This window comes from Cellvibrio sp. ARAG 10.3 (assembly GCF_051846955.1).
Classification (GTDB): Bacteria; Pseudomonadota; Gammaproteobacteria; order Pseudomonadales; family Cellvibrionaceae; genus Cellvibrio.
The window spans coordinates 59,148-73,463 of the sequence record NZ_JBPYCU010000004.1; the positions used below are offsets into that span (position 1 = coordinate 59,148).

Annotated in this window: 15 protein-coding genes; all 15 read right to left on the bottom strand. The window is 52.7% G+C overall.

Going from position 1 to position 14,316, the window contains the following annotated elements:
• Nucleotides 1-60 precede the first annotated feature (60 nt).
• The 15 genes from bamB to sufB all read right to left on the bottom strand — a co-directional run bounded on the left by bamB (nucleotide 61) and on the right by sufB (nucleotide 14,302).
• On the bottom strand, nucleotides 61-1,233 hold the full coding sequence (gene bamB, locus ACSV5M_RS06665) for an outer membrane protein assembly factor BamB (RefSeq protein WP_439174867.1): 1,173 nt from the start codon (nucleotides 1,231-1,233) through the stop codon (nucleotides 61-63).
• On the bottom strand, nucleotides 1,230-1,937 hold the full coding sequence (locus ACSV5M_RS06670) for a YfgM family protein (protein ID WP_439174868.1): 708 nt from the start codon (nucleotides 1,935-1,937) through the stop codon (nucleotides 1,230-1,232). Before ACSV5M_RS06670 ends, bamB begins: the two co-directional genes overlap by 4 nt.
• A 67-nt stretch (nucleotides 1,938-2,004) precedes the next feature.
• Nucleotides 2,005-3,276, bottom strand: coding sequence for a histidine--tRNA ligase (hisS, locus tag ACSV5M_RS06675; RefSeq protein ID WP_439174869.1), 1,272 nt, complete (start codon nucleotides 3,274-3,276; stop codon nucleotides 2,005-2,007).
• 61 nt (nucleotides 3,277-3,337) lie between these two features.
• Nucleotides 3,338-4,462, bottom strand: coding sequence for a flavodoxin-dependent (E)-4-hydroxy-3-methylbut-2-enyl-diphosphate synthase (gene ispG, locus ACSV5M_RS06680; protein ID WP_439174870.1), 1,125 nt, complete (start codon nucleotides 4,460-4,462; stop codon nucleotides 3,338-3,340).
• 35 nt (nucleotides 4,463-4,497) lie between these two features.
• The gene (locus ACSV5M_RS06685; RefSeq protein WP_439174871.1) at nucleotides 4,498-5,397 is read right to left on the bottom strand and encodes a helix-turn-helix domain-containing protein; all 900 of its coding nucleotides are present in this window, start codon (nucleotides 5,395-5,397) and stop codon (nucleotides 4,498-4,500) included.
• Between the two features lie 7 nt (nucleotides 5,398-5,404).
• Entirely contained in the window at nucleotides 5,405-6,187 is a 783-nt protein-coding gene (pilW, locus tag ACSV5M_RS06690; RefSeq protein ID WP_439174873.1) for a type IV pilus biogenesis/stability protein PilW, read from the bottom strand.
• A gap of 31 nt (nucleotides 6,188-6,218) precedes the next feature.
• Complete coding sequence (rlmN, locus tag ACSV5M_RS06695) at nucleotides 6,219-7,418, bottom strand: 23S rRNA (adenine(2503)-C(2))-methyltransferase RlmN (RefSeq protein WP_439174874.1); 1,200 nt, start codon at nucleotides 7,416-7,418, stop codon at nucleotides 6,219-6,221.
• 36 nt (nucleotides 7,419-7,454) lie between these two features.
• Entirely contained in the window at nucleotides 7,455-7,880 is a 426-nt protein-coding gene (gene ndk, locus ACSV5M_RS06700; protein ID WP_439174875.1) for a nucleoside-diphosphate kinase, read from the bottom strand.
• A gap of 184 nt (nucleotides 7,881-8,064) precedes the next feature.
• Nucleotides 8,065-8,484 carry a SufE family protein gene (locus ACSV5M_RS06705; protein WP_439174877.1) on the bottom strand — a complete coding sequence of 140 codons (420 nt, stop codon included), beginning with the start codon at nucleotides 8,482-8,484 and terminating at the stop codon, nucleotides 8,065-8,067.
• Between the two features lie 78 nt (nucleotides 8,485-8,562).
• Nucleotides 8,563-9,105 carry a putative Fe-S cluster assembly protein SufT gene (sufT, locus tag ACSV5M_RS06710; RefSeq protein WP_439174878.1) on the bottom strand — a complete coding sequence of 181 codons (543 nt, stop codon included), beginning with the start codon at nucleotides 9,103-9,105 and terminating at the stop codon, nucleotides 8,563-8,565.
• Between the two features lie 19 nt (nucleotides 9,106-9,124).
• Complete coding sequence (locus ACSV5M_RS06715; protein WP_439174879.1) at nucleotides 9,125-9,484, bottom strand: HesB/IscA family protein; 360 nt, start codon at nucleotides 9,482-9,484, stop codon at nucleotides 9,125-9,127.
• 18 nt (nucleotides 9,485-9,502) lie between these two features.
• Entirely contained in the window at nucleotides 9,503-10,762 is a 1,260-nt protein-coding gene (locus ACSV5M_RS06720; protein ID WP_439174880.1) for an aminotransferase class V-fold PLP-dependent enzyme, read from the bottom strand.
• A complete protein-coding gene (sufD, locus tag ACSV5M_RS06725; protein ID WP_439174881.1) occupies nucleotides 10,755-12,059 on the bottom strand; it encodes a Fe-S cluster assembly protein SufD in 1,305 nt (434 codons plus the stop codon). Before sufD ends, ACSV5M_RS06720 begins: the two co-directional genes overlap by 8 nt.
• A gap of 3 nt (nucleotides 12,060-12,062) precedes the next feature.
• A complete protein-coding gene (sufC, locus tag ACSV5M_RS06730) occupies nucleotides 12,063-12,812 on the bottom strand; it encodes a Fe-S cluster assembly ATPase SufC (protein ID WP_439174882.1) in 750 nt (249 codons plus the stop codon).
• Between the two features lie 53 nt (nucleotides 12,813-12,865).
• Nucleotides 12,866-14,302, bottom strand: a complete 1,437-nt coding sequence (gene sufB / locus ACSV5M_RS06735; protein ID WP_439174883.1) for a Fe-S cluster assembly protein SufB — start codon at nucleotides 14,300-14,302, stop codon at nucleotides 12,866-12,868.
• Nucleotides 14,303-14,316: the final 14 nt, after the last annotated feature.

The window sequence follows — 14,316 nt, forward strand, 5'->3', positions numbered from 1 at the left end:
AAACAACTGGCAGGTTGTTTATTGGCTGATTGTAGCGCGCGAAGCACGCAGAAAGAAAAATTATTTCTTTTCTACGGCTTCGTATGCGATTAATTTGCCGCGATTGCCGTAAACATACAGGATACTGCCATCGGTTAACATGGTCGCTCGAGCGCCCTTGCGATCCACCCGGGCACGGGCAACAAACTCACCATCCGTCTGGCGCATTACGTGCAGGTAGCCTTTGAAATCTACCACCGCGACGTAATCACCAAAGGCTTGCGGACCATTTAGTCCACGCCGCAGCATTTGCTCATTAGTCCAAAGCACTTCACCACTGGCGGCATTGTATGCGGTGACCTTGCCGTCGGCTTGAGACAGGAATAACAGGTTATCTGACAGCGCGATATCTTCGCTGGTCGAGGCGTCCTGAGCCCAGATTGCACTGCCAGTTCCACGGGCCAAAGCCGTTACACGCCCCTGGTATGCCGCTGCATACAGGATGCCTTCACGCAGGATTGGCGATGCATGAATATCAATCATTCGTTCCAGCTCAGAGCGGCCCTGGGGAATCGCAATCCGCTGCTCCCACAAAATCAGACCGTTCACCGGATTGAATGACATGAGGCGACCGTTAGAGAAGCCGGCATATATGGCATTATCGGTAACAATGGGGGACGGCGTGCCGCGCAGGATCAACACCGGCGGCGAATTTTCATAAAACCACAACTCATCACCCGTCTTTGCATTCAGTGCGTAAAGCCGCCCGTTCATGGTCTGGACAGCTACCACATCGCCATTACTACGGGGCACAGAGAGGATTTCACCGCTCAGTTGCCTGCGCCAGATTTCGCTACCATCGGTTGTGGAAAGTGCGATTAGCTCACCGCCCTGATTACCGATAAACAACATGCCTGACTCAACACCAATACCACCGCTGGTGCTTTCTTTTGTCTTGCGTTGCCACAACTTCTTACCGGTCAGGCGGTTCAGTGCCGTCACACGCCCTTTGCGGTCGACACTGTAAATAGCATCCCCGTCAATTGCAGGCGTCAAGCGGGTAAAGCCTTCGCCCTGCCCGGCTCCCACATTACGCTGCCACACTTTCTTGACTTTGACGGTCGCGTCAAAGTCCACCAACTCCATGGGTTCGTTACCGGTTTTCTTGCTGAATAGCGAACAACCGGATAACAGGATGACGCATACCAGAAGCGCCCCGTTAAACCACCGGACTGAACCGTTTACATCTCTCATTCAGCGGTCTCCTCAGGGGTCGCTGTGGGTGAGGCAATGCTGGCAGTCGGTTGCTTCAGATCATCAAGCTTCATTTGCAGCACCATGAAGCGTTCCTGTTGCTGCGGGGTAGTCGAGGAAAGTGCTTTTTCATAAGCAGTACGGGCTGCATCAAGATCGCCCTTCGCTTTCAACACATCACCATGGACTTCAGCGTACTCAGAGGCAAAACCGGTGGTCGGTGGTGTCTGCACCAGGCTCAAGGCTTCGTCGTAGTTTTGTTGAGCCAAGAGCACACGAGCCAGACGCAAATTAGCCAATTGCTCAGTCGCCAGATCAGGTTTTTGCGATAAAACCCAACGCAATTCAGTGACTGCCTTGTCCAGATCACCTTGCGCAACCGCAATCTTTGCCAAGAAGAACGCCGCGTTGTGCGCGTACAAACTGGTGCTGTCGCCCGCCTTCAACTCGGCAGCCAGGTGCTCAGCAGTGGAGCGCTGGCTCTCACCCAAAGTTTGACCCGGTTCAACCGAAACCACTTTCAATAATTCTTCGTAAGTTGCCGATGCAGTTTCTGCTTTGTTGCGTTGCTGGTCTTGCCAGGCATTCCATGCGAAATAAGCGCCGATAGCCACCAAGGCACTGATGATGATGGTCTTACCGTATTCCTTCCACCAACGTTTCATGGCTTCCAGTTGTTCTTCTTCGGATAAATGTACGCTCACAATCGGCTCCTGTAATGATCAATAGCGTTGTTATTGTGGAAATTAGTATTGTGCGGTATCGGTAATATCAGACCAATGACTGCAAAAGCTGTAAAACTTCGTCCTGCGACAGTAGCGCCTGAGGCTGTTCCTGACGCAGATATTTAACGGCCAACTTACCTGTCCTGACTTCGTCCTCACCGAGAATCAACGCAATATCCGCTGTACTTTTATCGGCTTTTTTCATCTGGCTTTTCAAGCTGCCGCCGCCGCAGTGGCTTATCACCCGCAGATAAGGTAATTCATCGCGGATGCGCTCCGCCAATTGCAAGGCTTCTGTTTGCACATCGCCAATGGCAACAATGTAAATGTCTGCTTGCTGTTCAAGCCCCTCGGGCATGCATTCAGCGGCCTGCAACAATAACACCAGCCGCTCCAGACCTATACCAAAACCTACCGCCGGTGTTGCCTTGCCGCCCAATTGTTCTACCAGGCTGTCGTAGCGACCGCCGGCACAGACGGTGCTTTGGGCACCCAGTTTGTCAGTGACCCATTCGAAAGCTGTTTTGCCATAGTAATCCAGCCCACGCACCAAGCGAGGATTTACCTGATACTGCACACCGTTGGCGTCCAGCAGGCGCTTGAGTTGCTCGAAATGGGTTTTGGATTCTTCATCCAGATAATCCAGCAACACCGGGGCTCCATCCAGTAACGCCTGGGTCGTCGGCTCTTTACTGTCAAGGATACGCAATGGATTGGTGCTCAACCGCCGCTGACTGTCCGGATCCAGTTGATCGCGACGCGCTTCGAGGTAGGTCACCAATGCCGCTTTATACGCAGTGCGCGATGCCGTGTCACCCAGCGAATTCAGCTGTAGTGTGACTAGTTCTTCGACGCCAAGTTCACGCAAAATCCGTGCGCTGAGCAATAAAATCTCTGCATCAATATCCGGCCCCGTCATACCGAAGGCTTCCACACCACACTGGTGAAACTGGCGATAGCGCCCTTTTTGCGGCCGCTCGTAGCGGAACATCGGACCCATATACCACAGGCGCTGGGTCTGGTTATAAAGCAAACCGTGCTCTTCGCAAGCGCGAACACAGCACGCAGTACCCTCGGGACGCAAGGTGACGCTGTCGCCGTTGCGATCATCGAAGGTATACATTTCTTTCTCCACGATGTCGGTAACTTCACCGATAGAGCGCTTAAATAAATCCGTGGATTCCAGAATGGGGAAACGGATTTCCTGATAGCCATAACATTGCAGGATATCGGCGAGGGTGCTCTCTACGTACTGCCAGTAGGGTGAATCGCTGGGCAGCAGGTCATTCATGCCGCGAATTGCCTGAATCTTTTTCAAGGTGGTTCCTTAACATCTTGCCGCATTGCCACTTATGAAGACGGCAATGGATTAACAATATTTATGCGCGCGCGATGATATTGCGCTCGTCTTCCGCCATCTGGGCGAGCTTCTTTTCCGCTTTCTGCCGAATGAGGCGCTCGAGATCATCAACGAGGGTTTCATTGCCTAACTTTTGATTCGGCTCGCCATCGATATAGATTAAATTATTCGGTGTACCGCCAGCCAAACCAAGATCAGCTTCTTTAGCTTCACCGGGCCCGTTGACCACACACCCGATAACCGCCACATCGAGTGGCACGGTGATATCTTCCACGCGTTGCTCAAGTTCATTCATGGTTTTGATCACGTCAAAATTTTGCCTTGAACAACTGGGACAGGCGATAAAGTTCACGCCTTTGCTGCGCAACTTGAGACTCTTGAGCAAATCCCAACCGACTTTAATTTCTTCCACCGGGTCAGCCGCCAGGGAAATGCGGATCGTATCACCGATGCCATCCATCAATAGCGCACCGAGTCCCACAGCAGACTTTACCGTACCGGAACGCAGGCCGCCGGCCTCGGTGATACCAAGGTGCAGAGGCTGATCGATACGTGTTGCCAATTGACGGTAGGCCGCCACCGCCATAAACACATCAGAGGCTTTCACACTGACTTTGAAATCATAAAAATTCAATTGATCCAGGATATCCACATGACGCATGGCGGATTCGACCAAGGCTTCCGGGGTGGGCTCGCCGTACTTTTTTTGCAGGTCTTTTTCCAGCGAGCCAGCGTTAACGCCGATACGAATAGGAATATTCATATCGCGCGCCTTATCGACAACTGCCCGAATACGTTTTTCACGACCGATGTTACCCGGGTTGATGCGCAAACAATCAACGCCGAGGTCTGCCACTCGCAACGCAATGCGATAGTCAAAGTGGATGTCTGCCACGAGCGGGATGTTTACCTGTTTACGAATTTCACCGAAGGCTTCGGCGGCCTCCATTGAGGGCACAGAGACGCGCACGATATCAGCGCCCGCTGTTTGAATACGATTAATCTGCGCAACCGTCGCTGTCACATCGGTGGTTTCCGTATTGGTCATGCTCTGCACCGAGATGGGCGCATCGCCACCAACTGCCACATTACCCACCATAATTTGCCGCGATTTACGGCGCTTGATCGGCGACTCACAATGCATATCGATCACCGCATAAAGACTGCAATAACATCATGCTATTCACCTACACTAATGGTCATGACCTTGGTTCCGGTCGACGGGTTAATCGCTACTTCATCGCCATTGAGCATCACCCGAGCCGCCGTTGCGTTGCCGAGTTTTACGCTGAATGGTGCTACACCCAACAGCGATACACTGCTGCCGGGTCGCTGTAATTCGGTGGCCAGTACATCACCCTGCGCATCACTCACCTCAAGCCAACATTCTTCGGCAAAGCTCAGCTCTAGCCGATCGAGGGTGCGCTCTGTCGGCGTAACACCAGACGTCTGTTCTTGTGGTACCCCTTCACCGGCAGATTCTTCCGGCGTGGTGGTTTGTACCGCATCAGCCCCCTCAGCGTTGACGGGTTCGGCATCTGTCGCAGTAGCTGGCTCTTCACCGGGTTCCGCAGGCGCAGTCATCGATTGAACAGATATGCCGGGTACCGATGTCTGCGGCACAACAGTCGATGGAACGACAGCAGGAGGAACCACGAGTGGGCGCTCCACCTGGTTATCAAAAAACCAGACAGAAATCAGCCATAAGCCAGCGAGCAACAGAATAAGCAACGACACGAATACCCATATTTTTTTTGTCGGCGCTTCTTTGCTGATTGGATATTGGGGTTCAGTTACCAAGCCCTGGGATGCCGCATGCTGCTGGTATGCAGCGATAATCGGCGCGCTGTCGAGCTTCAGGAAGTTGGCATAGGCCCGCAGGTAACCACGGATAAAGGTGTCGGTGTTCAGGCGCAGGTAATCATCGCTTTCGATGGATTTCACCTTGGTCACCGTAATATGCAATTCACGCGCGACCTGCTCCTGGGTAATACCCGCCCGCTCGCGCGCTTGCGCGAGCATGGTACCGGGCGTTACCGGTGTAGGCTGGTCATCTGTAACTTGTTCAAATTCAGTCATTGGCAGCTCAATAACTCATTGTCTGTTTGTATTCCAGATATTCTTTGGAATAGGGGAAACGGTTTTTCAGCAACAGTGCATAGCTGGCCTCTTTGTCTTTATTGCCAAAGATGCGCTCAATGCGAATGCCAAGTAACAAACTGCGCGCGGTGTGATTGCGCAGACTGGCGTATTGATCCAGGAAGCGCTTGGACGCCGCGTATTCCTTCTTCTGAAAATTGAGTTCTGCCAGTTCAATGTAAGGTGCCGCCAATTTGGCATTGAGCAAATTAGCATGCGCGAAGGCACTTTCAGCTCGCGCAGTATTACCCAGTTTGGCTGCTGTACGTCCAACATTGACCAGAACTTCTGCACGATCCACATAGGCCAGATCCTCTCCGGCTAACTCAAATTCCTTGAAGGCTTCTTCGTAGCGCATTGCGCGATAAAGAAACAGGCCAAAATAGTTGCGCGCCTCGGTAAAATTTTTATCCTGGCGCAGCACACGCCGATATTGTTCTTCCGCCAGTTGAGGCTCGCCTTCCAGCTCATACAAGCGGGCCAACACAGCGGATGCACCGGTAGAATTTTTGTCTATTTCAAATGCCTTTTTGAGGTGGTGTCGGGCCGATTCGCGGTTTTTCTTTTGTACATAACCGGAAGCCAGCTTGATATGCAGCTCCAGGGCCTTTTTCTCATCGACACTGGACACTCTGCGCCCTTCCATCTCGGTGACACACGCAGACAACATCAAAATACCAGTGAGGATCAATAGACGTGTGACGAGGGCAGACATCAAGTTATGTTGCATTGTTTTCTCCAGTCTATGATTCAACCTGCAATTATTGCGCGATTATTTTAACCGGTTGAGCCTCATCAAAACGTGCACGATAGCGCTCGCTGCGCTTGGTAATGTCGTTGATGGTTCCGGCGAGCTGTCCGCAGGCCGCATCGATATCATCGCCGCGGGTCGTGCGCACCGTTGTAATATAGCCGGCTTCCATCAGGATGTCCTGAAAACGACGCAATGCATTATTGCTGACCCGCTTGTAGTTGGACAAATTGAACGGGTTAAACGGAATCAGATTGATCTTAACCGGCACATCACGCAGCAGCTCCGCCAATTCATGGGCATGGTGCGGCCGATCATTGACCTGGTCAATCAGGGTGTATTCGATGGTGATCTTGCGGTGCGTATCCGGCATCGCCTCAATGTAGCGCTTGGCAGAGTCAAGCAGCATGGCGATGGGGTATTTTTTATTGATCGGTACCAGCTCGTTACGCAATTCGTCGTTAGGTGCATGCAGGGAGATGGCCAGGCACGCATCGGTATATTGGCTCAAACGATCCAGCGCCGGCACAACACCGGATGTACTTAAGGTTACACGGCGCTTGGAGATGCCGTAGCAGTTGTCATGCATCATCAAATTCATTGCATCAACAACATTATCGAAATTCAGCAAGGGCTCGCCCATGCCCATCAACACCACGTTGGTAATGCTGCGCTCGGCATTGGCTTGTAATTGCCCAAAGGATTTTGCGGCAATCCATACCTGCCCGATAATCTCGGCCGCCGTCAGGTCGCGATTAAACCCTTGTTTTCCTGTTGCGCAGAAGCTGCAATCCAGTGAACAACCGACCTGTGATGACACGCATAGCGTGCCGCGATCACCTTCAGGGATATAAACCGTTTCAATAACGTTGCCACCGCTGACGCGAATCAGGAATTTGCGTGTGCCGTCGGCAGAATCCAGTTGCTTCACCACTTCCGGCGGACGAATCTCGGCCACATCCTGCAACTTGCGGCGCAATTCCTTGCTGACATTGGTCATCGCTTCAAAGTTGTCTGCACCCAGCTGGTGAATCCATTTCATCACCTGCACTGCGCGAAAACGTTTCTCGCCCAGGCTTTCAAAAAATGCCACCAGCTTGGCTTCTGGCAGCCCCAACAGGTTGACCTTGGCGGTGGACGCCGTCGACTCCACGGCGACAGCGCCGGTGGGCGCGGTATTGTCGGGAAGGCTGTCTGACGATGTGACCATGATGCTACCTGTGAGGCTGTTGAGTGTTGGATAAATTTAGCGCGCGAAGATTTCAACACTGCTGAAGAAATAAGCGATTTCCCGCGCGGCGGAGGTGGGAGAATCAGAACCGTGAACGGCGTTGGTGTCGATAGCCGTAGCAAAATCCGCACGAATGGTGCCGGGGGCAGCTTTCTGCGGGTCTGTTGCGCCCATCAGCTCGCGATTAAGGGCAATAGCGTTTTCACCTGAAAGAACCTGGACACATACCGGGCCGGAGGTCATGAAGTTAACCAGCCCTTCAAAAAACGGACGCCCTTTATGCTCGGCGTAGAAGCCCTCTGCTTCTTCACGGCTGAGATGCAACATCTTCAAGGCCACAATCTTGAGACCAGCCTTTTCAAAACGCGCAAAGATTTCACCAATGTGATTCTTGCCCACGGCATCCGGTTTAACGATGGACAACGTCTGTTCTACAGCCATGCGAGACTCCAATCCTGTTTAACAATTAACTATGGCCCTCGCGCAATACGGCGATAAGCCCCGTGAAATAGAAAAATCGGCGAATTATACGCGGATCGAGGGATTTTTTATACGGGAAAACCCGGTGAAATCCGGTTTGTCGGGATTGTGTGAAAAAGCGCAGATATAGCCGTAACTCAAGGATTTAACTGGCGGCGGCGGTATCCTGTATGCGCTTCACCATCGCACGCAGACCATTGCCGCGCGTACTGCTGAGATGCTGTAGCAGATTCAGGGCAGCGAAGTAAGCCTCAATATCAAATGCCAGTATGTCGGCGGGTGTCTTGCCATTGTAGGCGGCCAATACCACACCTAACAGGCCCTTCACGATGAAGGCATCGCTGTCAGCAGAAAAAAATAAACGGCCGTCGCGCGCTTCGCTGATCAGCCACACCTGACTCTGGCAGCCGCGCACCAGGTTGGCCTCTGTCCGGTGCTCTTCCGCCAATGGCGGCAGCTCCTTGCCCAGGTCGATGATGTACTTGTAGCGATCTTCCCAGGAGTCGAAGAAACCCAGGGTATCAATGATGTCGTCAGCGCTGACATCAATGCCAAATTGCGTCATGAGGTTGGTCCTGTTTCCAGCAGCGAACCCGGGGGCTCGGGCTGGAGAAATGCATTGAGGAGACGATGACCTTCTCCACTAAAAAAACATACCCGTTTCAAGCTGGGCTTCTTCGCTCATCATGTCGCGGCGCCAGGGCGGATCGAAAACCAGTTCGACTTTTACCGAGCCTACATTGGGCACTTTACGTACACGATATTCCACATCACCCACCAACACCGGCCCCATGCCGCAGGCCGGCGCAGTCAGGGTCATGCGGATGTCGACGCGTTTGGCTGCCTGATCAATCTCCACGCCGTAGATCAAGCCCAGATTAACCAGATCCACCGGAATTTCCGGGTCATATACCGTACCCAGCGCCTGCCAGACCTGCTCCTCGTGGATGCGATCATCCACCGGCGGCGGAAAGCTCAGCGTCTCCGCCGGGAGCCCCAGGGCGGCTGCATCACTGCCGTCAACGCGGACCATCTGGCCGTGGTAGGTCAAGGTGTAGTTGCCGCCAAGGGACTGGGTAATGGTGACAAAGGTATCTTTGGGGATCGTAATCGGCGTACCGTCAGGCACCCGGCGCGCCGGGCAATCTTCCTGGGTGACAACGACACGTCTTTCAGTGGCAACCATAGTTCAAAGACCTGTCACATCAATTCACATTAAAACTTTCGCCACAGCCGCAGTAATCTTTGGCGTTGGGATTGAGAAATTTCAGCTGGCGATTGACACCCTCGGTCACGAAATCGATCTGCGTGCCGCTTACGACGGCCAGACTATTTTTGTCGACCAGCAGTTCTACTCCATCGGCCAGCGCATAATGCAAGTCATCTGCCTGCCCTTCCGGCACCAGATCAATCACATACATAAACCCGGTACAACCACTTTGCTTGACGCTCAGGCGAACTGCCCGCGCTTCTTTGTGGTTGACTAACTGACGCTTGAAGTGCTCCACCGCCGTCGGCGTGACCGACACAACCTGGCGCACAGGATCGAAGGATTCAACTGTCATCATGGGCTCCTGAAAGCCTTAGAGTAAAAAAGTTTTGGCTTTGTCCAAGGCGGTGAAAAGGCGATCCACCTCAGCAAAGGTGTTGTAGAAACTGAAGCTGGCGCGCACGGTGCCCGGAATACCGTATTGGTCCATCAGCGGCTGGGCACAGTGATTACCGGTGCGTACCGCCACCCCCTGCTTGTCCAGCAGCATGCCCAGATCATGGGGATGTGCACCCTCCAGCAAGAAACTCATGACACTGGTTTTGTTTGCCGCTGTGCCGACCAACCGAACACCGTCCGTTGCACGTGCCTTGTCTTCCGCATAGCGCAATAAGGCTTGCTCATGGGCCGCCGCGGCATGACGGTCGATATGGTTCAGGTAGTCGATGGCCGCAGCCAGGCCGATGGCGCCGGAAATATCCGGGGTGCCGGCCTCGAACTTATAAGGCAATTGGTTGTAGGTTGTGCCGGAAAAACTGACTGTCTCGATCATCTCGCCGCCGCCCTGGTAAGGCGGCATGGCTTCCAGCAGATCCAGCTTGCCGTACAACACGCCCAAGCCGGTGGGACCAAATACCTTGTGCGCCGAGAACGCGTAAAAATCACAATCCAGCGCCTGTACATCCACCGGCCAATGACTGACCGCCTGAGCGCCGTCAATCAGCACTTTTGCGCCCGCTGCATGGGCGAGGCGGATGATGTCCTCAACAGGATTGATCGTACCCAAGGCATTGGATACCTGCCCGACCGAAACCATCTTTACCCGCTCGTCCAGCATGTCGGCAAAGGCTTGTAAATCCAGGGTACCGCTGGCATCCACCGGAATCGGTTCCACGGTCGCACCTTTTTCCAGGGCAACCATTTGCCAGGGAACAATATTGGAGTGATGCTCCATCGCCGAAACCAGGATGCGATCACCGGCGCCTAACTGACTGCGTCCCCAGCTGGCGGCTACCAGATTGATGCTTTCTGTGGTGCCGCGCGTCCATAACACCTGTTTGGCAGTGCCATTAATGATGGGCGCATTGATAAATTTGGCCACAGCGATGCGCGCCGCTTCGAATTTAGCCGTCGCCCGGTCAGCCAAGGTATGCGCACCGCGGTGCACATTGCTGTTGTCTTCACGGTAATAATTAGCGATAGCATCAATCACCGCGTTGGGCTTTTGCGTGGTCGCGGCGTTATCCAGATACACCAATGGATGACCATTCACCTGTTGATGCAGGATGGGAAAGTCCTGGCGTATCCGGTCGACATCAAAGCCGATGCTTGTAATGCTGGTCATGTCACTCATGGTGTAAGCGTTGTAAAAATTCGCCGTCGCGCCCAAACAAACGGGCCAGACGGGGTAACAGATAATCCTGCACCGCCGGTTCAGCAATATCCTGCAAGAGTTCGTTGATAAAACCGAAGCTCATCATGACTTCCGCCTCCTGCCGGGACACACCGCGACTTTGCAAGTAATAAAGCGCTGTGGCATTTAACTGGCTTACCGTTGCGCCGTGTGCACACTTCACATCGTCGGCGTAGATTTCCAATTCCGGTTTGGTATCCACCTCTGCTTTATTAGAGGTCAATAAATTTTTATTGCTCAACTCCGCCAAGGTCTTTTGTGCATCAGGGAAGATGTGGATCCGGCCATTAAATACCGCGTGGGCTGAATCTGCGATGATGCCGCGAAAGATTTCATTGGTCGTGCAATGCGGTACACAATGCTGCACGTTAGTGTGGTAATCCACCACCTGATTGTTGCGCGGCAGGTAGATCCCCTGCAAATTCAAATCGGCGCCTGCACCGCGATGATTCACCTGATAATCAATGCGCTTCAGGCGACTTCCTTGTGCGAGTGTAAAGGCGCGCAGACGGGCGTTGCGCAACAGGTTCACATGAACACCGCCCAGGTGTAACAAATTTTCTTCTTCGAGATTCAAACGGTAATGCTGCAGCTCCGCGTTATCGCCCACAACCATTTCACTCAAGCTATTAACAAAACTATTTTGTACGGCATCCGTTGACAGGTAATGCTCAATAATTTCAGCGCGGGCACTCTCTTCCAACACGACCAGCACACGCTGGTTGGCGATGGCTGGCTCAACGCCGGGTGTCGACACATGGACAATATAAACCGGTTTTTCCAGCGCCTGGTTACGTGGCACATGAACCAGTACCCCGTCAGCGGCCCAGGCATTACTGAGGGTCGCAAACAAATGCCGATCACCATCAACAACCTTACCCAAATGCTGCTGGATCAACGCGCGCGCCGAATCCGTTGCATCGCAGAAGCGAACAACACCCTCAGGTAGAGCACTGGAGTTAGCTGCATCAAACACGCCATTCACAAACACCAGTCTGGTTGCATCCAGATCAATAAACTCCACCGCACTCTGCCAATCACTGGTGGCTTTTGCCCAGTGTTTAAAACCGTCTTTTTGCAAGGGCAACAGCGGGGTGTATTTCCAATGCTCTGTTTTGCGCGTAGGCCAGGACGCTTGCAGCCAATCTTCAGCTGCCTGCTGACGCAGGCTGGCAAGCCAGTCGGGACTTTGTTGCTGCGCCGCTAAACGCACAGCGTCTTGTTGAAAGTCAGTCATCGATTACGCTACCTCACTTTCAATCCAGCCGTAACCTTTTGCTTCCAGTTCTTTTGCCAGTTCTTTATCGCCGGAGCGGATAATACGCCCACCGGCCAATACATGGACGTAATCCGGCACGATGTAATCCAGCAAGCGCTGGTAGTGCGTCACCACAATAAAACTGCGTTCTTCATTCCGCATGGCATTCACACCATTAGCCACAACTTGCAGGGCATCAATGTCCAGCCCCGAGTCAGTTTCGTCGAGAATGCACAAACGCGGTTCGAGCAGCATCATCTGCAAAATTTCGTTGCGTTTTTTTTCACCGCCGGAAAAGCCTTCGTTTACGCCACGCTTTAAAAATGCCTGATCCAGGCTGACACGCTTGCTGGTTTCCCGGGCGAGCTTCATAAATTCCACCGCTGACAATTCCGGTAATCCCTGATGCTTGCGTTTGGCATCTACCGCTGCTTTCAAAAACTCCATATTGCTGACACCGGGAATTTCCACCGGGTACTGGAATGCCAGGAACAAACCTTCGCGGGCACGCTCTTCAGTTTCCAGATCAAATAGATTCTGACCATTGAACTCTACAGTGCCGCCGGTCACTTCATAGCCTGCACGACCGGAGAGCACATTACCCAAGGTACTTTTACCAGAACCATTCGGCCCCATGATGGCATGCACTTCGCCGGGCTTCACCGTCAGGCTCAAACCTTTCAAAATGTCTTTCTCTTCTACCCGGGCATGCAAATCGGTGATACGCAACATAAATTCAAATCCACTCATTGTTTAACAGGCTCCGATGTGTTTTGGCGATCAGATCAGCCAACCGAACCTTCCAGACTGACTTCAAGTAACTTGCCCGCTTCTACAGCAAACTCCATCGGCAATTCTTTAAAGACTTCGCGGCAAAAACCATTGACGATCATGGACACGGCTTTTTCAGCATCAAGACCGCGTTGCTGGCACAGGAACAATTGATCTTCACTGACCTTGGAGGTCGTTGCCTCGTGTTCAATCACCGCCGTGGGGTTTTTACTTTCAATATACGGAAACGTGTGGGCGCCACATTTATCGCCAATCAACAGCGAATCACACTGGGTATAGTTGCGCGCACCTTCGGCACCCGGATTCATCCGCACCAGTCCGCGGTAGGCGTTGGAACTGCGTCCGGCGGAAATCCCTTTGGAGATAATGGTTGAGCGCGTGTTTTTACCAATATGAATCATCTTGGTGCCGGTGTCGGCCTGCTGGAAATTATTGGTGAGCGCCACTGAATAAAATTCACCGACACTGTTATCACCGCGCAAGACACAGCTGGGATATTTCCAGGTAATCGCCGAGCCGGTTTCTACCTGGGTCCAGGAGATCTTGGCACTGGTATGACAGACGCCGCGCTTGGTTACAAAGTTGTAGATACCGCCCTTGCCCTCTTCGTTACCGGGGTACCAGTTCTGCACGGTGGAGTATTTGATTTCCGCGTTATCCAGTGCAACCAATTCCACGACCGCCGCGTGCAGCTGGTTTTCATCGCGCATGGGCGCTGTACAACCTTCCAGATAACTGACATAAGAACCTTCGTCAGCGACAATCAATGTACGCTCAAACTGTCCGGTGTTTTGTTCATTGATACGGAAATAAGTGGACAGCTCCATGGGACAGCGCACGCCTTTGGGGATATACACAAAGGAGCCATCAGAGAACACCGCCGAGTTCAGTGCGGCATAGTAGTTGTCCTTTTGCGGCACAACGGAGCCGATATATTTTTTTACCAGCTCCGGGTATTTCTGCACGGCTTCGCTGATAGAACAAAACAATACGCCAGCTTCTTCCAGCTTTTCGCGAAAGGTCGTGACGACAGACACTGAATCGAATACGACATCCATGGCAACACCGGCCAATACCGCTTGTTCATGCAGAGGAATGCCGAGCTTTTCGTAGGTTTTCAATAATTCCGGATCAACCTCATCCAGACTTTTCGGTTTATCGGCCATGCTTTTGGGCGCGGAATAATAAGATACCGCCTGAAAATCAATGGGCGGATAATGCACATGAGCCCATGTGGGCTCTTCCATTTCCTGCCAGGCGCGAAAGGCTTTTAACCGCCAATTCAACAACCATTCCGGTTCATTCTTGCGCGCGGAAATAAAGCGGACTACCTCTTCATTCAAGCCCGGCGGTAAGGTTTCTGAGTCAATCGCCGTATGGAATCCGGCGGCGTATTCGCGCTTGATCAGATGTTCAACTTGCTCAGTCATGACTTCACCTTTGC

What these genes read in the sequence shown, in the direction of transcription:
- bamB (WP_439174867.1), bottom strand. Translation starts at nt 1,233, where the DNA reads ATGAGAGATGTAAACGGTTCAGTCCGGTGGTTTAACGGGGCGCTTCTG.
- ispG (WP_439174870.1), bottom strand. Translation starts at nt 4,462, where the DNA reads ATGCATTGTGAGTCGCCGATCAAGCGCCGTAAATCGCGGCAAATTATG.
- ACSV5M_RS06685 (WP_439174871.1), bottom strand. Translation starts at nt 5,397, where the DNA reads ATGACTGAATTTGAACAAGTTACAGATGACCAGCCTACACCGGTAACG.
- pilW (WP_439174873.1), bottom strand. Translation starts at nt 6,187, where the DNA reads ATGCAACATAACTTGATGTCTGCCCTCGTCACACGTCTATTGATCCTC.
- rlmN (WP_439174874.1), bottom strand. Translation starts at nt 7,418, where the DNA reads ATGGTCACATCGTCAGACAGCCTTCCCGACAATACCGCGCCCACCGGC.
- ndk (WP_439174875.1), bottom strand. Translation starts at nt 7,880, where the DNA reads ATGGCTGTAGAACAGACGTTGTCCATCGTTAAACCGGATGCCGTGGGC.
- ACSV5M_RS06705 (WP_439174877.1), bottom strand. Translation starts at nt 8,484, where the DNA reads ATGACGCAATTTGGCATTGATGTCAGCGCTGACGACATCATTGATACC.
- sufT (WP_439174878.1), bottom strand. Translation starts at nt 9,105, where the DNA reads ATGGTTGCCACTGAAAGACGTGTCGTTGTCACCCAGGAAGATTGCCCG.
- ACSV5M_RS06715 (WP_439174879.1), bottom strand. Translation starts at nt 9,484, where the DNA reads ATGACAGTTGAATCCTTCGATCCTGTGCGCCAGGTTGTGTCGGTCACG.
- ACSV5M_RS06720 (WP_439174880.1), bottom strand. Translation starts at nt 10,762, where the DNA reads ATGAGTGACATGACCAGCATTACAAGCATCGGCTTTGATGTCGACCGG.
- sufD (WP_439174881.1), bottom strand. Translation starts at nt 12,059, where the DNA reads ATGACTGACTTTCAACAAGACGCTGTGCGTTTAGCGGCGCAGCAACAA.
- sufC (WP_439174882.1), bottom strand. Translation starts at nt 12,812, where the DNA reads ATGTTGCGTATCACCGATTTGCATGCCCGGGTAGAAGAGAAAGACATT.
- sufB (WP_439174883.1), bottom strand. Translation starts at nt 14,302, where the DNA reads ATGACTGAGCAAGTTGAACATCTGATCAAGCGCGAATACGCCGCCGGA.